This is a genomic window from Klebsiella sp. CN_Kp097 (genome assembly GCF_040064495.1).
Taxonomy (GTDB): domain Bacteria; phylum Pseudomonadota; class Gammaproteobacteria; order Enterobacterales; family Enterobacteriaceae; genus Klebsiella; species Klebsiella aerogenes.
In genome coordinates this window covers 1-23,530 of sequence record NZ_JBEAIL010000001.1, presented here as the reverse complement: position 1 = coordinate 23,530, position 23,530 = coordinate 1, and the positions used below count along the sequence as shown (strand labels likewise).

Annotated in this window: 23 protein-coding genes, 2 tRNA genes and 1 rRNA gene; 8 read left to right on the top strand and 18 right to left on the bottom strand. The window is 55.1% G+C overall.

What is annotated here, in order from left to right; genetic code table 11:
• Positions 1–2 precede the first annotated feature (2 nt).
• Genes nqrF through ABLV07_RS00105 form a run of 6 tightly spaced genes read right to left on the bottom strand, consistent with a single transcriptional unit; the run spans position 3 to position 5,848 of the window.
• Entirely contained in the window at positions 3–1,226 is a 1,224-nt protein-coding gene (gene nqrF, locus ABLV07_RS00130; protein ID WP_020079561.1) for an NADH:ubiquinone reductase (Na(+)-transporting) subunit F, read from the bottom strand.
• Between the two features lie 12 nt (positions 1,227–1,238).
• The gene (gene nqrE, locus ABLV07_RS00125; RefSeq protein ID WP_015368115.1) at positions 1,239–1,835 is read right to left on the bottom strand and encodes an NADH:ubiquinone reductase (Na(+)-transporting) subunit E; all 597 of its coding nucleotides are present in this window, start codon (positions 1,833–1,835) and stop codon (positions 1,239–1,241) included.
• A 6-nt stretch (positions 1,836–1,841) separates the two neighbouring features.
• Positions 1,842–2,480 (bottom strand): NADH:ubiquinone reductase (Na(+)-transporting) subunit D, encoded by a 639-nt coding sequence (locus tag ABLV07_RS00120; RefSeq protein ID WP_002889716.1) that lies wholly within the window; start codon positions 2,478–2,480, stop codon positions 1,842–1,844.
• A complete protein-coding gene (locus tag ABLV07_RS00115) occupies positions 2,473–3,267 on the bottom strand; it encodes a Na(+)-translocating NADH-quinone reductase subunit C (RefSeq protein WP_032707491.1) in 795 nt (264 codons plus the stop codon). The genes ABLV07_RS00120 and ABLV07_RS00115 overlap by 8 nt, the downstream gene beginning before the upstream one ends.
• Positions 3,260–4,498, bottom strand: a complete 1,239-nt coding sequence (locus tag ABLV07_RS00110; protein WP_015704471.1) for an NADH:ubiquinone reductase (Na(+)-transporting) subunit B — start codon at positions 4,496–4,498, stop codon at positions 3,260–3,262. Before ABLV07_RS00110 ends, ABLV07_RS00115 begins: the two co-directional genes overlap by 8 nt.
• A 3-nt stretch (positions 4,499–4,501) precedes the next feature.
• Complete coding sequence (locus tag ABLV07_RS00105) at positions 4,502–5,848, bottom strand: Na(+)-translocating NADH-quinone reductase subunit A (RefSeq protein ID WP_046884266.1); 1,347 nt, start codon at positions 5,846–5,848, stop codon at positions 4,502–4,504.
• A gap of 409 nt (positions 5,849–6,257) precedes the next feature.
• Here ABLV07_RS00105 and dpaA point away from each other — a divergent pair, with 409 nt between their 5' ends.
• Positions 6,258–6,998 carry a peptidoglycan meso-diaminopimelic acid protein amidase gene (dpaA, locus tag ABLV07_RS00100; protein WP_015704469.1) on the top strand — a complete coding sequence of 247 codons (741 nt, stop codon included), beginning with the start codon at positions 6,258–6,260 and terminating at the stop codon, positions 6,996–6,998.
• On the opposite strand, the gene ABLV07_RS00095 is transcribed toward dpaA, so the two are convergent.
• Positions 6,969–7,736, bottom strand: a complete 768-nt coding sequence (locus ABLV07_RS00095; RefSeq protein ID WP_015368120.1) for a class II glutamine amidotransferase — start codon at positions 7,734–7,736, stop codon at positions 6,969–6,971. The two genes, dpaA and ABLV07_RS00095, sit on opposite strands and share 30 nt — an antisense overlap.
• A 96-nt stretch (positions 7,737–7,832) precedes the next feature.
• Positions 7,833–8,414: a D-sedoheptulose 7-phosphate isomerase gene (gene lpcA, locus ABLV07_RS00090; RefSeq protein WP_004099149.1), complete on the bottom strand. Its 582-nt coding sequence runs from the start codon at positions 8,412–8,414 to the stop codon at positions 7,833–7,835.
• A 240-nt stretch (positions 8,415–8,654) separates the two neighbouring features.
• Between lpcA and fadE the strand changes: the two genes are divergently transcribed.
• Together fadE and ABLV07_RS00080 are read left to right on the top strand one after the other, a co-directional pair.
• Entirely contained in the window at positions 8,655–11,099 is a 2,445-nt protein-coding gene (fadE, locus tag ABLV07_RS00085) for an acyl-CoA dehydrogenase FadE (protein ID WP_015368121.1), read from the top strand.
• Positions 11,100–11,268: 169 nt separating this feature from the next.
• Positions 11,269–12,039, top strand: coding sequence for an amidohydrolase (locus ABLV07_RS00080; RefSeq protein ID WP_042895758.1), 771 nt, complete (start codon positions 11,269–11,271; stop codon positions 12,037–12,039).
• Positions 12,040–12,069: 30 nt separating this feature from the next.
• Here ABLV07_RS00080 and eamB read toward each other — a convergent pair whose 3' ends face one another.
• Entirely contained in the window at positions 12,070–12,660 is a 591-nt protein-coding gene (gene eamB, locus ABLV07_RS00075) for a cysteine/O-acetylserine transporter (protein ID WP_042895746.1), read from the bottom strand.
• A gap of 103 nt (positions 12,661–12,763) precedes the next feature.
• Between eamB and ABLV07_RS00070 the strand changes: the two genes are divergently transcribed.
• Positions 12,764–13,645 carry a LysR family transcriptional regulator gene (locus ABLV07_RS00070; protein WP_015704467.1) on the top strand — a complete coding sequence of 294 codons (882 nt, stop codon included), beginning with the start codon at positions 12,764–12,766 and terminating at the stop codon, positions 13,643–13,645.
• A 60-nt stretch (positions 13,646–13,705) separates the two neighbouring features.
• Here the strand turns inward: ABLV07_RS00070 and ABLV07_RS00065 are convergent.
• A tRNA-Asp gene (locus tag ABLV07_RS00065) sits at positions 13,706–13,782 on the bottom strand.
• A 133-nt stretch (positions 13,783–13,915) separates the two neighbouring features.
• Entirely contained in the window at positions 13,916–14,647 is a 732-nt protein-coding gene (dnaQ, locus tag ABLV07_RS00060; protein ID WP_015368125.1) for a DNA polymerase III subunit epsilon, read from the bottom strand.
• A 64-nt stretch (positions 14,648–14,711) separates the two neighbouring features.
• Here dnaQ and rnhA point away from each other — a divergent pair, with 64 nt between their 5' ends.
• Positions 14,712–15,179 (top strand): ribonuclease HI, encoded by a 468-nt coding sequence (gene rnhA, locus ABLV07_RS00055; RefSeq protein ID WP_015368126.1) that lies wholly within the window; start codon positions 14,712–14,714, stop codon positions 15,177–15,179.
• Here rnhA and ABLV07_RS00050 read toward each other — a convergent pair.
• Positions 15,176–15,898 (bottom strand): class I SAM-dependent methyltransferase, encoded by a 723-nt coding sequence (locus ABLV07_RS00050; protein WP_042895743.1) that lies wholly within the window; start codon positions 15,896–15,898, stop codon positions 15,176–15,178. The genes rnhA and ABLV07_RS00050 overlap by 4 nt on opposite strands.
• A 33-nt stretch (positions 15,899–15,931) precedes the next feature.
• Here ABLV07_RS00050 and gloB point away from each other — a divergent pair, with 33 nt between their 5' ends.
• Both gloB and mltD read left to right on the top strand, forming a co-directional pair.
• A complete protein-coding gene (gene gloB / locus ABLV07_RS00045; RefSeq protein WP_015704465.1) occupies positions 15,932–16,687 on the top strand; it encodes a hydroxyacylglutathione hydrolase in 756 nt (251 codons plus the stop codon).
• Positions 16,688–16,758: 71 nt separating this feature from the next.
• Complete coding sequence (gene mltD, locus ABLV07_RS00040) at positions 16,759–18,126, top strand: murein transglycosylase D (RefSeq protein WP_032705449.1); 1,368 nt, start codon at positions 16,759–16,761, stop codon at positions 18,124–18,126.
• 54 nt (positions 18,127–18,180) lie between these two features.
• Here mltD and ABLV07_RS00035 read toward each other — a convergent pair whose 3' ends face one another.
• The 3 genes from ABLV07_RS00035 to ABLV07_RS00025 all read right to left on the bottom strand — a co-directional run bounded on the left by ABLV07_RS00035 (position 18,181) and on the right by ABLV07_RS00025 (position 21,129).
• On the bottom strand, positions 18,181–18,951 hold the full coding sequence (locus ABLV07_RS00035) for a class I SAM-dependent methyltransferase (RefSeq protein ID WP_032707483.1): 771 nt from the start codon (positions 18,949–18,951) through the stop codon (positions 18,181–18,183).
• A gap of 86 nt (positions 18,952–19,037) precedes the next feature.
• Positions 19,038–19,835 (bottom strand): endonuclease/exonuclease/phosphatase family protein, encoded by a 798-nt coding sequence (locus ABLV07_RS00030; protein ID WP_015704463.1) that lies wholly within the window; start codon positions 19,833–19,835, stop codon positions 19,038–19,040.
• Positions 19,836–19,938: 103 nt separating this feature from the next.
• Positions 19,939–21,129: an MFS transporter gene (locus tag ABLV07_RS00025; protein WP_042895739.1), complete on the bottom strand. Its 1,191-nt coding sequence runs from the start codon at positions 21,127–21,129 to the stop codon at positions 19,939–19,941.
• A 104-nt stretch (positions 21,130–21,233) separates the two neighbouring features.
• On the opposite strand from ABLV07_RS00025, the gene yafC reads away from it, so the two are divergent.
• Complete coding sequence (gene yafC, locus ABLV07_RS00020) at positions 21,234–22,136, top strand: DNA-binding transcriptional regulator YafC (RefSeq protein ID WP_042895736.1); 903 nt, start codon at positions 21,234–21,236, stop codon at positions 22,134–22,136.
• A 48-nt stretch (positions 22,137–22,184) separates the two neighbouring features.
• Here yafC and dkgB read toward each other — a convergent pair whose 3' ends face one another.
• From dkgB to rrf, 3 genes are all read right to left on the bottom strand, one after another.
• Positions 22,185–22,988 (bottom strand): 2,5-didehydrogluconate reductase DkgB, encoded by an 804-nt coding sequence (dkgB, locus tag ABLV07_RS00015; RefSeq protein WP_042895734.1) that lies wholly within the window; start codon positions 22,986–22,988, stop codon positions 22,185–22,187.
• A 168-nt stretch (positions 22,989–23,156) separates the two neighbouring features.
• Positions 23,157–23,233, bottom strand: a tRNA-Asp gene (locus ABLV07_RS00010).
• 56 nt (positions 23,234–23,289) lie between these two features.
• Positions 23,290–23,405 (bottom strand): 5S ribosomal RNA (gene rrf, locus ABLV07_RS00005).
• Positions 23,406–23,530 lie beyond the last annotated feature (125 nt).

Here is a 23,530-nt window from a genome sequence, read left to right as displayed (position 1 = left end):
CATCAGCCTCCAAAGTCATCGAGCATGATGTTCTCATCTTCGACGCCCAGATCTTTGAGCATTTTAATCACCGCGGCGTTCATCACCGGCGGCCCGCACATATAGAACTCGCAATCTTCCGGCGCCGGATGGTCGCGCAGATAGTTTTCATACAGAACATTATGGATAAAGCCCGTATGCCCGGTCCAGTTATCTTCCGGCAGCGGATCGGAGAGCGCGACGTGGAAGGTAAAATTGGGGTTTTCGCGCGCCAGCTGTTCAAACTCATCGTCATAGAACATTTCGCGCAGCGAACGCGCGCCGTACCAGAAGCTGATTTTACGCGTGCTGTGCAGGCGCTTAAGCTGGTCAAAGATGTGCGAACGCATCGGCGCCATGCCCGCGCCGCCGCCGATAAACACCATCTCGGCGTCGGTCTCTTTGGCAAAGAACTCGCCAAACGGCCCGGAAATCGTCACCTTATCGCCAGGCTTCAGCGACCAGATATAGGACGACATAATCCCCGGCGGCGCATCCGGTACCTTCGGCGGCGGCGTGGCGATACGCACGTTGAGCATAATGATGCCCTCCTCTTCCGGGTAGTTAGCCATCGAGTAGGCGCGCAGGGTCGGCTCTTTCACATCAGAGACATAGCGGAACAGGTTGAACTTGTCCCAGTCTGAGCGATATTCATCGGGAATATCAAAGTCGGCATAGGCCACTTTATGCGACGGGCATTCGATCTGAATATAACCGCCGGCGCGGAACGGCACCGCTTCACCATCCGGCACCCGTAATTTGAGCTCTTTAATGAAGGTCGCTTTGTTATCATTAGAGATAACCTCGCACTCCCATTTTTTCACGCCGAAAATCTCTTCCGGCAGCTCAATTTTCATATTCTGCTTCACCGCCACCTGGCAGGCCAGGCGGCACCCTTCTTTGGCTTCGCGTTTGGTGATATGCGAAAGCTCTGTCGGCAGAATATCGCCGCCGCCTTCTTTGATGGTCACCCGGCACTGGCCGCAGGAGCCGCCGCCGCCGCAGGCGGAAGAGACGAAGATACCGTTGCTGGAGAGCGTGTTCAGCAGTTTGTCGCCCGCCGGCGTGCGGATCTGTTTATCCGCTTCGTTATTGATTTCAATAACCACATCGCCCGCGTTCACCAGCTTCGAGCGCGCCACCAGGATAAGCCCCGACAGGACCAGCACGATCAGCGTGAACATCACCACGCCAAGAATAATTTCCATACTTTTCCGCCCTTATAGCTGCACACCGGAGAATGACATAAAGCCGAGCGCCATCAGTCCGGTGGTGATAAAGGTGATCCCTAACCCGCGCAGACCGGCGGGCACGTTGGCGTACTTCATTTTTTCGCGGATCCCCGCCATCGCGACAATCGCCAGCATCCAGCCGATGCCGGAACCAAAGCCGTAGACAATAGATTCCGGGAAGTTGTAATCGCGCTGCACCATAAACGACACGCCGCCGAAAATAGCGCAGTTAACGGCGATAAGCGGCAGGAAGATCCCTAACGCGTTATAGAGTGCCGGGAAGTACTTATCGAGGATCATCTCAAGTATTTGCACCAGCGCCGCAATCACCCCGATAAAGGTGATGAAGTTAAGGAAGCTGAGGTCTACGCCTTCCATCAATGCGCCGTCGCGCAGCACCAGGTTATAGACCAGGTTGTTGATCGGTACGGCAAGACCCAGCACCACCGTGACCGCAACGCCTAGGCCAAACGCGGTGGAAACCTTTTTCGACACCGCGAGGAAGGTACACATCCCGAGGAAGAAGGCCAGCGCCATGTTCTCAACGAACACCGCGCGGACAAACAGGCTAATGTAATGAGCCATGATCGGTTACTCCTTTTCCTGCTGTTCAGGTTTCCAGCTACGCAGGGCCCAAATCAGCAAACCGATAATGAAGAACGCGCTCGGCGCCAGCAGGAACAGGCCGTTCGGCTGATACCAACCGCCGTTCTGCACCGTTTCCAGTACGGTGATACCGAACAGCTTGCCGCTGCCGATAAGCTCGCGCAGGAAACCGACGATAATCAGGATCGCGCCGTAACCGAGACCGTTACCGATACCATCCATAAAGCTGGCCAGCGGCGGCGATTTCATAGCATAAGCTTCGGCACGCCCCATCACGATACAGTTCGTGATGATAAGCCCGACGAACACCGACAGCTGCTTAGAGGTCTCATAGGCGAAAGCCCGCAGCAGCTGATCCACCACGATAACCAACGAGGCGATGATCGCCATCTGCACGATGATGCGCACGCTATTGGGAATATGGTGGCGAATCATAGAGATAAACATGCTGGAGAACGCCGTTACCAGCGTCACCGCAATGGTCATCACGAAGGCGGTTTCCAGTTTGGTGGTCACCGCCAGCGCGGAGCAGACGCCGAGCACCTGCAGGGCGATGGGGTTATTGGCGATAAGCGGCCCCACCAGCACGCGCTTCACCTCTTTCATATCGCTCTGTTCAGCCATTATTCAGCTCTCCCTCACGAACCTTTTTCAGGAACGGACCAAAGCCCAGTTCGCCCATCCAGAAATCAAAGCTATGCTGCACGCCGTTTGACGTCAGCGTGGCGCCGGATAAACCGTCAACCGCGTGGAGATCGCCTGCGCGCGCGCCGCCTTTTACCACCTTCAACGACGGCATGCCGTTGTCATCCAGCACCTGCTTACCGACAAACTGCTGACGCCAGTTCGGGTTTTCCACCTCACCGCCCAGCCCCGGCGTTTCGCCCTGGTCGTAGTAAGTAATGCCTTTCACCGTGCGCCCATCGACGTCCAGCGCCACGAAGGCATACATCATGGACCACAGGCCATTGCCATAGATAGGCAGCACGACTTCCTGAATCTGCTGCTGCGCGTCACGCACCAGGTAAATTTCCGCCAGGTTGCTGCGGCGTTTAATCCCGGCCGGATCCTGGCTTACGTCGAGCGCGATGCTCTGCTGCGGATCTTTCAGCGCCTGGGCCTGATTAAATTTACCCGGGTCTTTATCCAGCAGTTCGCCGGTCGCCAGATTGACCAGCCGCGGGGTAATGCGCGCGGCGAAGGTTTCCGCCACCGCGTCAGCATCCATCCCCTGCTGCATCAGGCCGGCGACGGCCAGGATATTGCGCTGTTTATCCAGCGCGCGTTGTTCCTGCTGACGCGACTTGAGGCCCACGGCGGAACCGGCGACCACAATGGAGCACACCAGACAAAGCACCAGCACCACCAGCAGCGTTTTGCCGATGCTATCGTTACTTTTCTTCTCAGCCACGCGACTTCCTCCGCTTGATATTGGCCTGCACCACCAGGTAATCGAACAGCGGCGCAAAGAGGTTGGCAAACAGAATCGCCAGCATCATCCCTTCCGGATAGGCCGGGTTGACGACGCGAATCAGTACGCACATCACGCCAATCAGCAGGCCGTAGCTCCATTTACCTTTATCGGTAAAGGAAGCCGATACCGGGTCAGTCGCCATAAACATCATGCCGAAGGCGAAACCGCCGAGCACCAGATGCCAGTACCACGGCATCGAGAACATGGGGTTGGTATCGGAACCGATGAAATTAAACAGCGTGGCGGTGGCGATCATACCGACCATCACCCCGGCGACGATGCGCCAGGAGGCGATACGGGCAAAGATAATGAACGCGCCGCCGATGAGGATCATCAGCGTCGACACTTCGCCAATCGAGCCGGGAATATTGCCAAGGAAGGCGTCCATCCAGCTCACCGGGATGCCGGTGGCGACGTTAACCAGCGCTTCACCGCCGCCGCTGGCCCACTGGGAGAGCGGCGTCGCGCCGGAAAAACCGTCCGCCGCCGTCCATACCAGGTCGCCGGAAATCTGCGCCGGGTAGGCAAAGAACAGAAACGCGCGCCCCGCCAGCGCCGGGTTGAGGAAATTGCGCCCGGTGCCGCCGAAAATTTCTTTGGCAATCACCACGCCGAAGGAGATCCCCAGCGCCGCCTGCCATAGCGGCATCGTTGGCGGCACAATCAGCGCGAAGAGAATCGAGGTAACGAAAAAGCCTTCGTTGATCTCATGTTTGCGCACAATCGCGAACAGCACTTCCCAAAAACCGCCGACGATGAATACGGTCAGGTAGATAGGCAGGAAAAATACCGCCCCCAGCGTCATCATGCTGAGCCACCCGGCATCGGCGCTGAAGCTCACCCCTAACCACTGGGCAACGCTATAGTGCCAGTTGTTGGCTATTACCTGCTGTAACTGTTCGGCGCCGTATAGCTTGTGCAGCGCCGGAATAGTCTGCAAGCCGACGTTATACATGCCCCAGAACATCGCCGGGAATACCGCAAACCAGACGAGGATCATCATCCGCTTGAGGTCGATGGCGTCACGTACGTGCGCCGCGCCGCGGGTGACTAAACCCGGGGTGTAGAAGATCGTCGCCGCCGCTTCATACAGCGGGTAATATTTTGCTAACTTGCCGCCGTGCGTGAAATGCGGCTCAAGTTTCTCAATCAGGTGCTTTAAGCCCATCTCTTATCCTTCCTGCTCAATCTGGGTTAACACGCTGCGCAGCGCCGGGCCGTATTCATATTTGCCCGGACAAACGTAGGTGCAGAGCGCCAGATCTTCTTCATCCAGCTCCAGACAGCCCAGCGCCTGGGCGCTATCGCTATCGCCGGCGAGCAGATCGCGCAGCAATATGGTGGGCAGAATATCCAGCGGCATTACCCGCTCATAGTTGCCGATCGGCACCATCGCCCGCTCGCCGCCGTTAGTATCAGTGGAGAAATTAAAGCGCTTGCGCTTAAAGAAATGACCAAGGGTGGTACGGGTAATCGAGAACTTCTCTTTGCCCGGCATCACCCAGCCAAACAGCTCTTTTTCACGGCCTTCTCGTACCACGCTGACCTGCAAATGGTAGCGCCCGAGGAAGGCGTGAGGGCCGCAGGCATGGGTGCCGCTCAAGACTGAACCGGAAATTACCCGGTTTTCATCATCCACCAGCTCGCCCGCCAGCAGTTCATCGAGGCTGGCGCCGAGACAGGTTTGCAGCAATCGCGGCTGTTTTACCTGCGGGCCGCCAAGGGCAATGACGCGGTCGCTGTACAACTCGCCGTCGAGGAACAGTCTGCCGATGGCGATGACCTCCTGATAGTTGAGATGCCAGACCTGTTTGGTCAGGCTGACCGGCTCAAGGAAGTGAATGTGCGTACCGGCAAGCCCTGCCGGATGCGGGCCGCTAAACTGGTTGAATGTCACCTGCCCGGCGGGATGGCCGCCCAGCTTGCCGCCGCTGGCCTGACAGACGTGGACTTTACCGTCCGTCAGGTGCGTCAGCACCGTCAGACCGGCATCAAAGGCTTCACGCTGGGCCAGGATAATCGGCTGCGGTTCAGCCGCCAGCGGGTTAGTATCAATAGCGGTGACGAAGATAGCCGCCGGAACGCTACCCGGCGCGGGAATTTTGCTGAAAGGACGGGTACGAAACGCCGTCCACTGCCCGGAGTCCAGCAGCTGTTGCTGCACCGCTTCCCGCGCTAAATCGTTAAGATCTTCTAATGCGTAGCGGGTAAACGACACCGCATCATTACTGCCGTCGACGTCAATCACCACCGATTGCAGCACCCGGCGCTCGCCGCGATGAATGGCGCTAACTACCCCGCTGGCTGGCGCGGTAAAACGTACCCCGGCGTTCTTTTTGTCTTCGAACAGCACCTGGCCTTTCTGCACCCGATCGCCTTCGCTCACCGCCATCGAGGGGCGCATGCCGACGTACTCCTCGCCGAGCAGCGCGACGCGTTTCACCGCAGGCCGGGACGAGATCTGCTGTAATGGCATGCCAGCTATGGGCAAATCCAGCCCTTTCGTGATTTTAATCATATCGTTAGCAGGTATCCGTAACCTAAACCCCGGCTCAAGCCGAGGCCAGCATTATTGATGGAATATCAGAATAAGAAAGGAATAGCGGTGCCACGGGGGCACAAGACGGGAGAGAAGCATCCTTTCTTACCCTGGTCATAAACGGCGGGAGTGTAACATTTTGTGAGTGGCAGAAGTAGGAAAAGCGCCAATAAGTGCTTCTAAAATGCGAGCTATTGCGCAAAGTTCTCACTGCGCTTTGCGGCAATATTCGCTATAAAGGAACATTAAATTGTAAACGCAGCCACACCGTGCTTGCGAAAAACTGCCGTGATGCTAATGTGAGCGCTCTAAATCCAGAAAACTCTGATTTCGGGTATCTCTTGCCGTCCTGGCATGTGGTTTTTTGTTTTATCAAGGAACAAGCAGTATGCGCAAAATCGCATTCTTTATTGCGATGCTTCTGTTGCCGTGCGTGTCATTTGCTGGGTTACTCAGCAGTAACAGCCCGACAACGCCGGTTAGCAAAGAATATAAACAGCAGTTAATGGGCTCTCCCGTTTATATCGAGATCTTCAAAGAAGAGCGGATGCTCGATCTCTACGTCAAAATGGGCGAAACCTACCAGCTTCTCGATAGCTACCGGATCTGTAACTACTCCGGCGGCCTCGGGCCGAAGCAACGCCAGGGCGATTTCAAAAGTCCGGAAGGATTTTATAACGTCTCGCGCAGTCAGCTAAAACCAGACAGCCGCTTTTATAAAGCGATCAATATCGGCTTCCCAAATGCCTACGATCGCGCGCACGGCTATGAAGGTAAATACCTGATGATCCACGGCGCCTGCGTTTCCGTCGGCTGCTACGCGATGACCGATACCGGCATTGACGAGATCTTCCAGTTTGTCACCGGCGCGCTGGTATTTGGCCAGCCAAGCGTGCAGGTCAGCATCTACCCGTTCCGCATGACCGACGCCAACATGGCGCGGCATAAGTTCTCGTACTATGCGGATTTTTGGAAGCAGCTGAAGCCAGGCTATGACTACTTCCAGCAGACCCACAAACCGCCGGTGGTTTCGGTGATGGATGGCCGCTATATCGTCAGTAAGCCGCTCAGCCACGAGGTTATCCAGCCGCAGCTGGCCTCAAACTATACGCTCCCCGAGGCAAAATAACGCCCACTCGCCTGGCATGATTTTATTCCAGGCCTCATTGCCGGTCAGCGGCTGAGTGGCGATAACGGAGACCACATCGTTTGGTGTGGTCTCACGTTGAAAATCAATTTCCACATCCTGATCCAGCAGCTTCGCCACGCCAAACGGCGCCCGACGGGTGATCCAGTACAGGTTGGTTGAACAGTACGCCATCACATAGCGCCCGTCCGATAACAGCATATTAAACACGCCCTTCTCGCGCATTTCGCCCGCCAGCGTCGCGATGTATTTAAACACGCCGACCATATTGCCAGGCGTGCGCGGATAGCGCTCGGTTAAACGGTGCAACAGCCAGCAGAAAGCCGTTTCGCTGTCGGTCTCGCCCACCGGGCGGAAATTTCCCGTCTTCAGCGATTTATAACCCTTGAGCTGGCCGTTATGGGCGTAGGTCCAGTGGCGGCCCCACAGTTCGCGGGTGAACGGATGGGTGTTCTCCAGCGCCACTTCGCCGCGGTTGGCCTGACGGATATGGGCAATGACGGAACAGGATTTGATGGGATAATCCTGTACCAGTTTGGCTATTGGCGACTGAAAGCTCGGCTGCGGATCTTTAAATGTGCGACACCCTTTCCCTTCGTAAAAGGTAATACCCCAGCCGTCTTTATGCGGCCCGGTGCCGCCCCCGCGCTGAACCAGCCCGGAGAAGCTAAAACAGATATCGGTCGGCACATTGGCGCTCATCCCGAGCAATTCGCACATAGATCACCTCATACCACTGCACAAAATATCCTGCCGCTAAAGCCTTGTCGCCGTGGCTCCTCAACATGGAAGCCACGACGCCGTCATCATGGCAAGTTAAGCTTTAACCATCTCTTTTTCGATCAACATAATCAGAATATGAATCACCTTAATGTGAATCTCCTGAATGCGATCGGCGTAACCGAAATGCGGTACGCGAATTTCCACATCGGCGGAACCCGCCATTTTGCCGCCGTCTTTACCGGTCAGGGTGATCACTTTCATACCCTGCGCGCGCGCGGCTTCAATCGCTTTGATCACGTTGCCGGAGTTGCCGGAGGTGGAAATGCCCAGCAGAACATCGCCTGCGCGGCCAACCGATTCAACGTAGCGGGAGAAGACATATTCATAGCCAAAATCATTACTCACGCAGGACAGATGGCTGACGTCAGAGATAGCGATCGCCGGATAACCAGGGCGGTTCTCGCGATAACGCCCGGTCAGCTCTTCCGCAAAATGCATCGCATCGCAATGAGAACCGCCGTTGCCGCAGGAAAGCACTTTACCGCCAGCTTTGAAGCTATCCGCCAGCAGTACCGCCGCGCGCTGGATAGCGTGAATGTTGGCCTCGTCCTGCAGAAAGTTGGCCAGCGTTTCCGCGGCTTCGTTCAGTTCGTTACGAATAAGATCCTGGTACATGAGGATAATCCTTCAGTATTGGTTGGAATAACCCTGGCAGTGTACCGGATAGCCGCCGAAGCGAGAAGCAGCAGGCGACTTTATCCCTCGTCCTTTTGATTTTACGTGCCGCTTTTCCAGCCAACAATGTGAGCAAGGTTGTAATTATTTTGTAAACACATTGCTAAAACAAATTACATCCACTACAACCAATACATCACAAGTGGTCAGACCTCCTACAAGATAAGGGAGCATTTCTCTATGATGATTTTGAGTATTGTTGCAACCGTAGTGTTACTCGGCGTGCTCTTCTATCACCGAGTCAGCCTGCTTCTCAGCAGCGTGATTTTGCTCGCCTGGACCGCGGCGCTCAGCGTGGCGGGGCTGTGGAATATCTGGCTGCTGTTGCCGCTGGCGATTATCCTGCTGCCGTTCAACTTTGCGCCGATGCGTAAATCCCTTTTCTCCGCCCCGGCATTCCGCGCCTTCCGCAAAGTAATGCCGCCGATGTCGCGTACGGAAAAAGAAGCCATCGATGCCGGCACCACCTGGTGGGAAGGCGATCTGTTCCGCGGCAACCCGGACTGGCACAAGCTGCATAACTATCCGCAGCCGCGCCTCACCGCCGAAGAGCAGGCTTTCATCGACGGCCCGGTAGAAGAAGCCTGCCGCATGGCGAACGACTTCGAAATTACCCATGAAATGGCGGATCTGCCGCCGGAGCTGTGGGCGTACCTGAAAGAGCATCGCTTCTTTGCGATGATCATTAAGAAAGAGTACGGCGGCCTGGAGTTTTCCGCCTATGCCCAGTCTCGCGTACTGCAAAAACTGTCCGGCGTTTCCGGGATCCTGGCGATCACCGTCGGCGTCCCTAACTCCTTAGGGCCGGGCGAACTGCTGCAACATTACGGTACCGAAGAGCAGAAAAATCACTACCTGCCGCGCCTGGCGCGTGGTCAGGAGATCCCATGCTTCGCGTTGACCAGTCCGGAAGCGGGCTCCGACGCCGGCGCGATCCCGGATACCGGCGTAGTCTGTATGGGCGACTGGCAGGGTCAGCAGGTGCTGGGGATGCGCCTGACCTGGAACAAGCGCTATATCACCCTCGCGCCAATCGCCACCGTACTGGGCCTGGCTTTCAAACTCTCAGACCCGGACCGTCTGCTGGGCGGCGAGGAAGAACTCGGTATCACCTGCGCGCTGATCCCTACCTCAACGCCGGGCGTGGAAATTGGCCGTCGTCACTTCCCGCTGAACGTACCGTTCCAGAACGGCCCCACTCGTGGTAAAGATATTTTCGTACCGATCGATTACATCATCGGCGGCCCGAGCATGGCCGGCCAGGGCTGGCGTATGCTGGTTGAGTGCCTGTCCGTGGGTCGCGGTATTACTCTGCCGTCCAACGCCACCGGCGGCCTGAAATCCGTCGCTATGGCGACCGGCGCCTACGCCCACATTCGCCGTCAGTTCAAAATCTCGATTGGTAAAATGGAAGGGATCGAAGAGCCGCTGGCGCGTATCGCAGGCAACGCCTACGTAATGGACGCCGCCGCTTCGCTGATTACCTACGGGATTATGCTTGGCGAGAAACCGGCGGTGCTGTCGGCGATCGTTAAATATCATTGTACCCACCGCGGCCAGCGTTCAATCATAGACGCTATGGATATTACCGGCGGTAAAGGCATCATGCTGGGCGAAGGCAACTTCCTTGCCCGCGCTTATCAGGGCGCGCCGATCGCCATTACCGTTGAAGGGGCGAATATCCTCACCCGCAGCATGATGATCTTTGGTCAGGGGGCGATTCGCTGCCATCCGTATGTACTGGATGAGATGGCCGCCGCGCAGAACAATGACGTTAATGCCTTCGATAAGCTGCTGTTTAAACATATCGGCCATGTCGGTAGCAACAAAGTACGCAGCTTCTGGCTGGGCCTGACTCGCGGCCGCACCAGCAGCGCGCCGACCCGTGATACTACACGTCGCTACTATCAGCACATGAATCGCCTGAGCGCCAACCTGGCCCTGCTGTCGGATGTATCAATGGCGGTACTGGGCGGCAGCCTGAAGCGTCGCGAACGTATCTCCGCGCGTCTCGGCGACGTGCTGAGCCAGCTTTACCTGGCATCGGCGGTGCTGAAACGTTATGACGATGAAGGCCGTAATGAAGCGGATCTGCCGCTGGTCCATTGGGGCGTGCAGGATGCGCTGTATCAGGCAGAGCAGGCTATCGATGACCTGCTGAAAAATTTCCCGAACCGCTTTGTCGCCGGCGCGCTGCGTCTCGCCATCTTCCCGACCGGCCGTCACTACGATGCGCCGTCCGACAAGCTGGATCATAAAGTGGCGAAAATTCTGCAGGTTCCGAGCGCGACCCGCTCTCGTATCGGTCGCGGCCAGTACCTGACGCCAAGCGAACATAACCCGGTTGGCCTGCTGGAAGAAGCGCTGCTGGATGTGATGGCGGCGGACCCAATCCACCAGCGCATCTGCAAAGAGCTGGGTAAAAATCTGCCGTTTACCCGCCTGGATGAGCTGGCCACTAATGCCCTGGCCAAAGGGTTAATTAATCAGGAGGAAGCCTCGATTCTGACCCGTGCGGAAACCAGCCGTCTGCGCAGTATTAACGTTGATGATTTCGCAGCGGATGAACTGGCGACCAAACCGGTAAAGCTGCCGGAAAAAATCCGCAAGATTGAAGCGGCATAATAAAAGCAATACTGCACATCACGACGAAGGCGGGGAATTTCCCCGCCTTTTCTTTTGTTACTCCCCCGCCAAAGTAGCATTTTTTTAACAAAATATTCCATGCCGCCTCCCGCTGCTGATATGGTATTAAAATTATCTAAACGCCCTCTTTATAATGGAGTTCACCACTGTGCCTGGCTTGAAAATTACGCTGTTGCAGCAACCGCTGGTGTGGATGGATGGTCCCGCCAACCTGCGCCATTTCGATCGTCAGCTGGAAGAAGTGAGCGGGCGCGACATCATTGTACTGCCTGAGATGTTTACTACCGGTTTTGCCATGGAAGCGGCGAAGCAGTCGATGCCGCAGGAAGAGGTCGTTGAGTGGATGCAGGCGAAAGCGGAGCAGACCAACGCGCTGATTGCCGGTAGCGCGGCATTGCAGACCGAACGCGGCCCGGTGAACCGCTTTCTGCTGGTAGAGCCCGGCGGTAAAACGCATTTTTACGATAAGCGTCACCTGTTCCGCATGGCGGATGAACATCACCATTATGAGGCAGGAACCGAACGAGTGGTCTTTGAATGGCGCGGCTGGCGGATTCTGCCGCTGGTGTGCTATGACCTGCGCTTCCCGGTATGGTCGCGTAACCACAACGATTACGACCTGGCCCTGTATGTTGCTAACTGGCCTGCCCCGCGTTCGCTGCACTGGCAATCGCTGCTGGTCGCCAGAGCTATTGAAAACCAGGCCTACGTCGCCGGCTGCAACCGCGTCGGCACCGATGGCAACGGCCACCACTATCGGGGTGATAGCCGTATCATCAGCCCGCAGGGAGAGATTATCGCCACCGCCGAACCGCATCAGGCGACGCGGCTCGATGCCGATCTGTCGTTGGCCGCGCTGCAGGAGTATCGCGAGAAATTTCCGGCCTGGCAGGATGCCGATCCTTTCACGATCGGCTAAACACTTTTCGGGAGCCGCTGCGCTCCCTTTTTATTCCACCACGATCCGCAAAGCGCAGTAGACCAATAACGCTGCCAATACCCAGTTCAGTTGCCGTCCGTACAGCAAAAACAGGCGCTGAAACAGATGCCCCGCCAGCGCCCAGCACAGATTTCCCAGCGCACCAATCGCCGCCAGCAGCAGACTCACGCTAATGAGCCAAATCGGCTCGCGGGTAACGGGCAGGACAAAGGTAGAGAGCGCGGTGATGCCATACAGAATAATTTTTACGTTGACGAACTGCAGGCCCAGGCTCGCCCAGAAACCCACCGGCTCTGTACTCAGCGCACCTGCCCCCGGTTTGCTTTTGGCTATCTGCCAGGCCAGCCACAGGATATACGCCGCGCCAATCCATCCCAATATCCGGGTAAATCGCGAGTCGAGTTCCACCAGCGAAAAGGTTAAAGCCGCGCAAATCAGCATAGTGATAATAAAACCAATGCTCATCCCTGCCAGCACCCGCAGACTGCGGCGTAAGCCATGGGAGGTGACGCTGCTGAGGGCAAGAATATTATTGGGGCCGGGAGTCAACGCGGTTATTAGGGTATAAGTCAAAAAAGCACTAATCAAAGCTGGGGTCACTTGTCTTCTCCTTCGTTTTGGCAGACAGTACCCAAAGCCATTCATTTAAAAAAATGAATGTTTTCTGATTCTGAATTCGATAATTTCGATAGTTGGTGGCGAAATGGATCTGCGGCGTTTTATTACTCTCAAGACGGTAGTGGAAGAAGGCTCGTTTTTACGCGCGGCGCAAAAACTATGCTGTACGCAATCCACCGTGACCTTTCATATTCAACAGCTTGAGCAAGAACTTGCCGTTCAGCTGTTTGAAAAAATAGGCCGCCGCATGTGCCTGACCGAATCCGGTAAAAAGGTGCTGCCGCACGTCCATGAACTGGCGAGGGTGATGGAAACCATTCGTGAGGCGGCTCGCGAGGATAGCGAACCGGCTGGCGAGCTGCGCGTTGCCTGTGGGGAAACCCTGCTGGCCTATAAAATGCCGCAGGTGCTACAGCGCTTTAAACAACGAGCGCCGCAGGTACGCTTATCATTGCAATCACTTAACTGTTATGTCATCCGTGATGCGCTACTCAACGATAGCGCCGATTTGGGCGTGTTTTATCGGGTTGGCAACGATGACGCGTTAACCATGACAAGCTTTGGCCAGCAGCCGCTGACGCTGGTCGCCTCGCCGCAGCATCCGGCGGTCGATTTTACCCGCTGCGGGCAACATATCCCGCTGAGCTTTGTTATCAATGAGCCACAGTGCGTATTTCGGCAAATTTTTGAAAGCACGCTGCGCCAGCGCGCCATTACCCTGGAAAATACTATTGAGCTCTGGAGTATCGAAAGTATTAAGCAGTGCGTGGCGAGCAATCTTGGCGTCAGCTATCTGCCGCGTTTCGCCGTTGAGGAAGAGCTTAAGCGCGGTACGCTGGTTGAGCTACCGTTTAGCGCTGTTCCGCTCACTATTAACGCGATATGCGCTCATCACGCCGGTAAAGTAGTTAGCCCGGCAATGCGGGTATTTATGCAGTGTGTTGAAGAGGCGTTAGGGGCGGATTAAATGATAATTCCCCCAAACGACGAAGGCCTGAATCATTTCTGATTCAGGCCTTCTGAATAGTGGCGGAACGGACGGGACTCGAACCCGCGACCCCCTGCGTGACAGGCAGGTATTCTAACCGACTGAACTACCGCTCCGCGTTGTTGTTCCGTTGGGAACGAGGCGAATATTACGGTTTCCCTACATCGTCGTCAACGCTTTTTCTTCACTTTTGAATCGTTTGATGCAAAATTAGCCCACCCGCCTATTTTTAGCGCATATTGTCGGCAATCAGGCGCGCCACAGGCAGCTTCCGCCCTTCTTCTGCACCAGATCGAGACGCGATTCATGGTCCGCCAGCTCGCTGTCAGAAGCATAAACCACGCGTAATTTACTGGCGGCGCGGACAACGCGCTGTATTCCAATATCGCCGGCCTGCTGTTGGCCTTCCCCTTCCATCGAAAACGCCATGCTGGTCTGCCCACCGGTCATCATCAGATAGACGTCAGCCAGAATCTGGGCATCGAGCAACGCGCCGTGCAGCGTACGCTTGCTGTTGTCTATTTCATAACGTGAACAGAGCGCATCGAGGCTGTTACGCTTGCCGGGGAACATCTTACGCGCCAGCGCCAGGCTATCGGTGACCTTACAAAAGGTTTCCGTTTTCTCAATGCCGCGGTTCAGCTTTTTGAATTCATAATCCATAAAGCCGATATCGAACGATGCGTTATGGATGACCAGCTCCGCGCCGCGGATATACTCCATGAACTCATCGGCAACGTCGGCAAATGTCGGCTTATCCATGAGGAATTCATCGGCAATACCGTGAACGCCGAAGGCTTCAGGGTCCACCAGCCGGTCGGGCTTCAGGTAAACATGGAAGTTATTACCGGTGAGGCGACGGTTGATCACCTCTACGGCGCCGATCTCGATGATCTTATGCCCTTCATAGTGGGCGCCGATCTGGTTCATACCGGTGGTTTCGGTATCGAGAACAATCTGTCGTGTAATTGCAGTGCTCATAGCGGTCATTTATGTCAGACTTGTCGTTTACATATCGATTTCAATTACAGGAAGTCTACCAGAGATGCTCAAACAGGTAGAAATTTTCACCGATGGTTCTTGCCTGGGGAATCCAGGGCCTGGCGGCTACGGCGCTATTATGCGCTATCGCCAGCATGAAAAAACCTACAGCGCGGGCTACCGCCTGACGACTAACAACCGCATGGAACTGATGGCTGCCATCGTCGCTCTCGAAGCGCTTAAAGAGCACTGCGAAGTGGTGCTAAGTACCGATAGCCAGTACGTCCGCCAGGGGATAACCCAGTGGATCCATAACTGGAAAAAACGCGGCTGGAAAACGGCGGACAAAAAGCCGGTTAAAAATGTCGATCTGTGGAAACGCCTTGATGCCGCTCTCGGCCAGCATCAGATTAAATGGGAATGGGTCAAAGGCCATGCCGGACACCCGGAAAACGAACGCTGCGACGAACTTGCGCGCGCCGCGGCATCTAACCCCACGCTGGACGACGTCGGCTACCAGCCGGAAAGCTAATTTCCCCCGTCGCGCCACTGCCTGGTGGCGCCAACGGCCGGACGCAGCTGCGTCTTCGCCTTCCCGGACTTCATCGGATTTAGCGTCAACGGAATGGTTCTTTTCCGCGCGACGATCATCTGCAAACATCCCAAAGCAGGCAGATGAGTACTTAGCATTTTTCCCCCCTGCCTCGACCAGGGCAGCACCTGATAGCGACCATAGTGCAGCACCTCAAAATTGAGCAGCGCCAGCCAGTCTAGCTGTCGCGTCATGGTAAACATCCGGCTGTTATAGGGGATAGTTTTTCGCAGAACCGGCGTCACTTTGCGCAATCCAATCAGGCTCAGCGGGTTAAAAGCAGTCAAAATCATCCAGCCATCGTCAATCAGCACGCGGTCAGCTTCCCGCAACAGCCGGTGCGGATCGCTGCACCATGGCAGAGTATGCGCCAGTAAACAGGCATCCACCGATTTGGCGGCGAAAGGAAGATACAGCGGGTCGGCTTTGACCTGGATAGGACTTCCCCCCAGCGAAACGTTCACCTGATGGGAGATCGCGCAGGCTTCGGTATTGATTTCCGCGCTCAGATTGCCAATCTTAAGTAGATGAAAGCCATATAATTTAGCCAGCCACGGTTTCATATGTCGTTCCAGCGACTCGCGATAGTATTCACCCCACGGCATACTGGACCAATGCTCTGGAGCTGTAATTGTATGAGGTATCCTTGCCGGCTTCATCGCAACCTTCCGCAACGCTTTGAGAGGTAATTTATGAATCTTATCAGTATTCCTGCATTTCAGGACAACTACATCTGGGTTGTTAGCGACGATAGCCGTCGTTGTGTGATAGTCGATCCCGGTGAAGCCGCGCCGGTACTCGCGGCCATTGAAGAAAACAACTGGCAGCCAGAAGCGATTTTGTTAACCCACCATCACCATGATCATGTTGGCGGCGTGAAAGAACTGCGGCAAAAATTTCCGCAACTTGTGGTTTACGGGCCGGCAGAAACCCAGGATAAGGGAAGCACGGATATTGTATCTGATGGCGATAGCATTACTCTTTTGGGTCACGAATTTTCTATTTTCGCCACGCCAGGTCACACATTAGGACATATCTGTTTCTACAGCAAACCTTATCTATTTTGTGGCGATACAATGTTTTCCGGCGGCTGCGGCAGGCTGTTCGAAGGTACAGCAGATCAAATGTATCAATCATTTATGAAAATAAATGCGCTTCCCGCTGACACCCTAATTTGTTGCGCACATGAGTACACTTTAGCAAACATGAAGTTTGCATTGAGTATCCTGCCAGATGATATGGATATAAAGGATTACTACCATAAAGTTAAGGAGTTACGCGCAAAAAACCAAAAGACACTACCCGTTACTCTGAAAAATGAACGCCGTATAAATTTATTTTTACGTACGGATGACAATGATTTAATTAAAGAAATATCCAAAGAAACAAATTTGCAACACTCAGCGCAGAGATTTGCATGGTTAAGGTCAAAGAAAGATGACTTCTGAGATTTAACGCTTGTCATCCTCGGCCTTCACCGTTATCCTTGCTCGTCTTTTAAGCAACTATTGACACACACATGAAGGCACGAGCGATATTACTCGCCTCTGTCCTGCTGGTAGGGTGCCAGGCGTCGAAGCACGACGGCACCGTAGAACAGCGAGCACAGAGCCTTTCTGCAGCTGGTCAAGGGGAAGCAGGCAAGTTCACAAGTCAGGCGCGATGGTTAGATGATGGAACCCTCTACGCGCAAGACCAGGATCTGTGGACTTCCATAAGCGACGAGCTAAAGATGGGAATTCCGGAAAACCCCCGGATTCGCGAACAGAAACAGAAGTACTTACGTAATAAGAGCTATCTCCACGATGTAACTTTACGGGCTGAACCGTATATGTACTGGATAGCCGGGCAAGTTAAGAAACGTAACATGCCAATGGAACTGGTATTACTACCCATAGTGGAGAGCGCTTTTGACCCACACGCAACGTCTGGCGCCAATGCCGCAGGCATTTGGCAGATCATTCCGAGCACAGGGCGCAATTATGGTTTAAAACAGACCCGCAGTTACGATGCGCGTCGTGATGTCGTCGCGTCCACTACCGCGGCGCTGGACATGATGCAACGTCTGAACAAAATGTTCGACGGCGACTGGTTACTGACCGTCGCAGCATATAACAGCGGCGAAGGCCGGGTAATGAAGGCCGTGAAGGCGAACCGTTCGCGTGGTAAACCCACCGATTTTTGGTCGCTCTCGCTGCCGCGTGAAACCAAGGTCTACGTGCCAAAAATGCTGGCTTTGAGCGATATTCTCAAAAACAGCAAGCGTTACGGCGTGAAGCTGCCAACGGCTGATGAAAGCCGTGCGCTGGCGCGCGTTCGCCTCGATAGTCCGGTTGAGATTTCTCAGCTAGCGGACATGGCAGGAATGCCGGTCAGCAAGCTGAAAACCTTTAACGCCGGCGTAAAGGGTTCAACGCTTGGCGCTAGCGGGCCAAAGTACGTTATGGTGCCTCAGAAGCACGCGGCTCAACTGCGTGAGTCTCTGGCCTCTGGCGACATTGCCGCCGTACAGCCGACGCAGCTAGCTGACAATACGCCGCTGACCAGCCATAGCTACAAAGTACGTTCTGGCGATACGATTTCCGGGATTGCTTCGCGTCTCGGCGTCACCACCCGGGATCTGCAGCAGTGGAACAACCTGCGCGGTTCAGGGTTGAAAGTTGGACAGAATCTGGTTGTCGGCGCAGGCAGCAGCGCGCAACGTCTGGCGAACAACAATGATAGCATCACCTATCGTGTTCGTAAGGGCGACTCGCTATCGAGCATCGCAAAACGCCACGGCGTCAATATCCGCGACGTTATGCGCTGGAACAGCGATACCGATAACCTGAAGCCTGGGGATCAGCTAACGCTGTTTGTGAAGAACAACGACAGACCTGAATCCTGATTTCAGAATAATGAGAAAGGCACCGATTCCCCGGTGCCTTTTTTATTGCCAGCGCTACACTGCTTTATGCGCTTCAAACATGATGGTATCGCTGGTAAACGATCCATCCTGCTGTAATTCGAAGTAGGCTTTAACCTCCGCCGATGCACTCTGCTGATATAAGCGAATCGCCTCCGCCAGCGCTTCTGGCGTGCGCATCCGCGCGACCCAGGAGCTAAATTCCAGCGGCAGACGATCGGTCAATAAATGATTGATCGCCAGGCCTGCGTCGTTGGCCAGCGCCAGCCACTCGCCGCTGGAGTAATTACGCACGTGCGAGGTGTCGCGCAGGGCCTCTACGGTCTGCAGCCAGACATCACGTACCGGATGCCCCGGAGACATTACGTCCATCATGATCATCACCCCGCCCGGCTTCAGCACGCGTTTCACCTCGCGCAGCGCCTGGCCGACATCATGCCAATGGTGAGCGGAGTAGCGGCTAATCACCACATCAAAACTGGCGTCGGCAAACGGCAGCATTTCAGCATATCCCTGCTGAGTGACGATGTTGGTAAAGCCTTTGTCTTTTGCCGCCTGAGCGACAACCTCCAGCATCTGGCTCGATAAATCATACGCGGTAACCTGCGCTACCTGGCCGGCAGCGGTAAAACTGGCGTGCCCTGCCCCGCATCCCATATCCAGCAACGTTGCCTGCGGGAAATCCGCCAGCCGTTCCGCCAGACGCTGCAGATCGCGCCCGGAGGCGTGTACGGCGCTGGTCAGATAGGCGCTTGCCTGTGAGCCAAACTGCTTTTCGACGTTGTCATGATGAGAGCGTGTTGTCATTGTGTTGTCCTTCGGTGGTTTGAGTAATAAAGGGCAGCATCGTGCTGAACGCAGACCTGCCCGATGGCAGGCCTGACATACCTTAATTAATCAGGCTTGCCGGGACTGAATTCGACTAGTAGCGGGTTGTGATCGGAGGCGCGGGTCACCAGCACGGAGGCATCGTGCACGCTTAAGCCGCGGTAGAACACAAAATCGAGCGGGCGACCAAACGCGCGGCGGCGCTGATCGTCAGAGAAACGAACCTCGCGTAACGACATCTCACGCGCAAAGCGGTACAACGCATTCATCCGCGGGCGGCTCCAGGCGTTGAAATCACCAGCCATGATTACCGGCCCGCTGTGATGGGCAATCTGATCGCCAATTGGCAGCAGCTGTTTACTATAGACATCGACGCCAAGACTAAAATTAACCGCATGGATATTCACCACCATTAACAGCCGTGCATCGGGCAGCGGATAAACGGTCACTAACGCCGATTTAGGCAAACGTAAAATAGGTTCGCGCTCGCGCAAGGGACAGCAATAGATGGGGTGAGCGGAGGCCAGCGTCATCACGCCGGAAGGATGCTGCGGCAATACCAGCGCCGGCACCTGATCGGCGGCCAGATAGTTTGAAGTCGCGAACCTGACCAGTTCTGGGGTGGTTTGCGCCTCCTGCAACAGGACCAGATGCGCGTCTTTGCCGAAATTTTTGAGCACTGACTGCCATTCTGCACGCTGCTGCTTAAAGATATTCCACACCAGCACGCGAATTTTCTCATCGCTGCTTAATGGCGCGCCGGCGGGATAAACCGGACTGACGCCCGCAAACGCCCCCGGAGGCAAGATTCTCTCCGCGGGTTGTCCGGCGACATAGCGCATGGCATAGGTATTCTTTCGCAATTTGGGCATTCAACCTCGATAACAGGAAACCAGCCCGACTGCGGCTGGTTCTTCTGTTATAGGGATTTTCCCATACACTTTCAATGCAATTTGCGAGAAAGCCTTATCCTTCGAGAGAAACGGCTGCCGAACGGCGTGGAGATTTATCTAAACGACCGCTCAGTACGACCAGTAGCAAAGCAACCAGCACAATCAGCGCGCCAATCCACGGCGTCTGCGCCAGACCGTACAGCTCGACCGTCTGTCCACCAATGACCGAACCGAGGGCAATACCAATATTGAAGGCAGCAATGTTCAAACCAGAGGCGACATCAACGGCGCCCGGCGTGTATTGTTCAGCCTTTTGTACCACATAGACCTGCAGACCCGGAACGTTGCCGAAGGCGAAAATCCCCATCACCAGTACCGTTGCCAGAGCGGCGTAGTGCAGATTGGCCGTGAACTGGAAGACCAGCAACAGCACCACCAACGCAGCGAAGATAAATTTCAACGCGGCGACAGCGCCATGTTTATCGGCGAGCTTACCGCCCCACACGTTACCGATAGCGACAGAGATACCGTAACCCAGCAGGATCCAACTGACCGCAGACGGGCTAAAGCCAGCCAGCTCCTGCATCATCGGCGCGAGGAAAGTAAATGCGGTAAACACGCCGCCATAGCCCAGCGCGGTAATCGCGTAGATCATCAACAGGCGCGGATGGGTCAAGACTTTCAGCTGATCGCGAAGGCTGGCGCCGGCGCGGCCCGGAATATTATTTGGCACCAGGATCAGGCTGCTGATAAGCGCAATGACGCCAAGAATCGATACCGCGAGGAACGTTTCCCGCCAGCCAAAATGCTGACCGATGAAAGTCCCGAAAGGCACCCCGGTTACCAGCGCGACCGTCAGGCCGCCGAACATGATAGCAATGGCCGAGGCGGCTTTCTCTTTTGGCACCAGGCTAGTGGCGATTGTCGAGCCGATTGAGAAAAACACGCCGTGCGCCAGGCCGGTCAGCAGGCGGGCCACAATTAAAGTGCCATAACCCGGTGCCTGCCACGCCAACAGGTTGCCGGCGGTAAACAACACCATTAACGCCAGCAGGAGCTGCTTACGCGGCATGCGCCCGGTTAGCGCGGTCAGCACCGGGGCGCCAATCGCCACGCCTAGCGCATAGATGGAAACCAGCAGGCCCGCAGACGGCAGCGAGATAGCCAGTTGTTCAGCAATGGTCGGTACCAGACCGACGATCACAAATTCGGTAGTGCCAATAGCAAAGGCACCGATGGTTAATGCAAGTAGCGCCAGTGGCATAATTTACTCCGTAGCATCAGGATTAAGATGACACGTAGTATGAAGGGATGTTTAAATAACAAAAACCATCAAAATCTCAATAGAATTTTGCTATAGGTGCAACAATGAGAGCCACGTCAGAAGAGATCGCTATCTTCGTCGCCGTAGTGGAAAGCGGCAGTTTTAGCCGGGCGGCCGAGCAGCTCGGGCAGGCAAACTCTGCCGTCAGCCGGGCAGTCAAAAAGCTGGAATCAAAGCTAGGCGTTAGTTTGTTAAACCGGACCACGCGCCAGCTGAGCCTGACAGAAGAAGGCGAGCGTTATTTCCGCCGCATGCAGGTGGTGTTGCAGGAGATGGCGGCTGCTGAGAACGAGCTTCTGGAGACGCGCACCACCCCTCGCGGATTGCTTCGCGTTGATGCCGCCACCCCGGTGATGCTGCATTTTTTAATGCCGCTGGTAAAACCGTTTCGCGAACGTTATCCAGAAATGACGCTCTCGCTGGTCTCCTCGGAAACCTTCATTAATCTTATAGAACGTAAAGTCGATGTCGCGATCCGCGCGGGTACCCTAACCGATTCCAGCCTGCGCGCCCGCCCGCTGTTCAATAGTTATCGCAAGATCATCGCCTCGCCTGATTATATCGCCCGCTACGGCACCCCGCTGAATGCGGAAGATCTTGCGGATCATCTCTGCCTGGGGTTCACCGAGCCTGTCTCGTTAAATACCTGGCCTATTGCCGCCAGCGATGGCCAATTACTGGAAGTCGGTTGCGAAATTACCTCTAACAGTGGCGAAACGCTAAAACAGCTCTGTCTTGGCGGCAATGGTATTGCCTGTCTATCGGATTATATGGTGGATAAAGAGATTGCCAGCGGGGAGTTTGTGGAGCTACTTGCCGACAAGCGCTTGCCGGTGGAGATGCCTTTCAGTGCGGTGTATTACAGCGACAGAGCCGTCAGCACGCGTATCAGGGCATTTATTGACTTTCTGAGTGAGCACGTCAAACAGCTCCCGAAGGAGCTGTAAGAAACTATCGTCCGGCAGCGGCGTCAACCGCCTGCCGGAATCGGTGGATTAATCCCACTTCGGCGCCAGACCTTCCGGGCTTACCAGACGGTCGTTGCAATCCAGCGCGGCAATCGCTTTACGATCTTCATCATCCAGCTTCAGATCCAGCGCTTTCAGGTTGCTCGCCAGATTTTCACGCTTGGTGGAAGATGGAATAACCGCATAACCTTCGCCCATCGCCCACGCCAGAATAACCTGTGCCGGGGTCGCATTATGTTTCGCCGCGATACGGGCAATCACTTCATCTTTCAGCGCCTTACCGTAGGCCAGCGTCATGTAAGAGGTGATGTGGATACCGTGTTCATGCGCCCAATCGACCACTTTACGGTTCTGCAGGTACGGAGACAGTTCAACCTGGTTGGTCGCGATATTTTCAGCGCCAACGGCAGCGATCGCACGTTCCATCAGTGGAATAGTGAAGTTAGAGATACCGATCTGTCGGGTCAGACCCAGCTTCTTCGCTTCCATCAGCGCAGCCATAAACTCTTCAACAGCAACCGCATCGTTCGGCGACGGCCAGTGAATCAGCGTCAGATCAACATAATCGGTGCGCAGCTTCTGCAGGCTCTCTTTCAGGCTGGCGATCAGCTTGTCTTTACTCAGGTTTTCGATCCAGATTTTGGTGGTGATGAACAGTTCATCACGCGGCACGCCGCTTTCCGCGATAGCCTGGCCAACAGCGGCTTCGTTTTCATAGATCTGTGCGGTATCGATAGTACGATAGCCCAGCTCCAGCGCCATTTTTACAGAGTTGATGACTACGTCGTCTTGCAGACGGAAAGTGCCAAGACCAAATGCAGGGATTGTCATGATTGATGTTCCTCGTTAATTATTCGTTTCGCTTAACTGAGGCCATTATGGGTGAAGGTTGGGTTGGGAAAAAGATCGATAAATGCAGAGGATTTTTGCTGATTTAGCAATAATTGGTTATTGAGAACACAAAAAAGCCCTGAGCGAATGCTCAGGGCTTTAAATAAGTGGCGGAACGGACGGGACTCGAACCCGCGACCCCCTGCGTGACAGGCAGGTATTCTAACCGACTGAACTACCGCTCCACCGAATTTTTTCTACATCTACCGGTTTAATGCCCCGGTTTTACTGCAAACTTGATGCCTGGCAGTTCCCTACTCTCACATGGGGAGACCCCACACTACCATCGGCGCTACGGCGTTTCACTTCTGAGTTCGGCATGGGGTCAGGTGGGACCACCGCGCTATCGCCGCCAGGCAAATTCTGTTTTCAACACGTCCTCAGGACGCATCGAGTAATCTGTATCAGGCTGAAAATCATCTCAAATCGCCAAAACACCTTCGGCGTTGTAAGGTTAAGCCTCACGGTTCATTAGTATCGGT

What these genes read in the sequence shown, in the direction of transcription:
- ABLV07_RS00095 (WP_015368120.1), bottom strand. Translation starts at nt 7,736, where the DNA reads ATGTGCGAATTGCTCGGGATGAGCGCCAATGTGCCGACCGATATCTGT.
- ABLV07_RS00070 (WP_015704467.1), top strand. Translation starts at nt 12,764, where the DNA reads ATGGATCTGCGGCGTTTTATTACTCTCAAGACGGTAGTGGAAGAAGGC.
- gloB (WP_015704465.1), top strand. Translation starts at nt 15,932, where the DNA reads ATGAATCTTATCAGTATTCCTGCATTTCAGGACAACTACATCTGGGTT.
- dpaA (WP_015704469.1), top strand. Translation starts at nt 6,258, where the DNA reads ATGCGCAAAATCGCATTCTTTATTGCGATGCTTCTGTTGCCGTGCGTG.
- dnaQ (WP_015368125.1), bottom strand. Translation starts at nt 14,647, where the DNA reads ATGAGCACTGCAATTACACGACAGATTGTTCTCGATACCGAAACCACC.
- ABLV07_RS00110 (WP_015704471.1), bottom strand. Translation starts at nt 4,498, where the DNA reads ATGGGCTTAAAGCACCTGATTGAGAAACTTGAGCCGCATTTCACGCAC.
- fadE (WP_015368121.1), top strand. Translation starts at nt 8,655, where the DNA reads ATGATGATTTTGAGTATTGTTGCAACCGTAGTGTTACTCGGCGTGCTC.
- dkgB (WP_042895734.1), bottom strand. Translation starts at nt 22,988, where the DNA reads ATGACAATCCCTGCATTTGGTCTTGGCACTTTCCGTCTGCAAGACGAC.
- nqrF (WP_020079561.1), bottom strand. Translation starts at nt 1,226, where the DNA reads ATGGAAATTATTCTTGGCGTGGTGATGTTCACGCTGATCGTGCTGGTC.
- mltD (WP_032705449.1), top strand. Translation starts at nt 16,759, where the DNA reads ATGAAGGCACGAGCGATATTACTCGCCTCTGTCCTGCTGGTAGGGTGC.
- nqrE (WP_015368115.1), bottom strand. Translation starts at nt 1,835, where the DNA reads ATGGCTCATTACATTAGCCTGTTTGTCCGCGCGGTGTTCGTTGAGAAC.
- rnhA (WP_015368126.1), top strand. Translation starts at nt 14,712, where the DNA reads ATGCTCAAACAGGTAGAAATTTTCACCGATGGTTCTTGCCTGGGGAAT.
- yafC (WP_042895736.1), top strand. Translation starts at nt 21,234, where the DNA reads ATGAGAGCCACGTCAGAAGAGATCGCTATCTTCGTCGCCGTAGTGGAA.
- ABLV07_RS00035 (WP_032707483.1), bottom strand. Translation starts at nt 18,951, where the DNA reads ATGACAACACGCTCTCATCATGACAACGTCGAAAAGCAGTTTGGCTCA.
- ABLV07_RS00120 (WP_002889716.1), bottom strand. Translation starts at nt 2,480, where the DNA reads ATGGCTGAACAGAGCGATATGAAAGAGGTGAAGCGCGTGCTGGTGGGG.
- ABLV07_RS00050 (WP_042895743.1), bottom strand. Translation starts at nt 15,898, where the DNA reads ATGAAGCCGGCAAGGATACCTCATACAATTACAGCTCCAGAGCATTGG.
- lpcA (WP_004099149.1), bottom strand. Translation starts at nt 8,414, where the DNA reads ATGTACCAGGATCTTATTCGTAACGAACTGAACGAAGCCGCGGAAACG.
- ABLV07_RS00105 (WP_046884266.1), bottom strand. Translation starts at nt 5,848, where the DNA reads ATGATTAAAATCACGAAAGGGCTGGATTTGCCCATAGCTGGCATGCCA.
- ABLV07_RS00025 (WP_042895739.1), bottom strand. Translation starts at nt 21,129, where the DNA reads ATGCCACTGGCGCTACTTGCATTAACCATCGGTGCCTTTGCTATTGGC.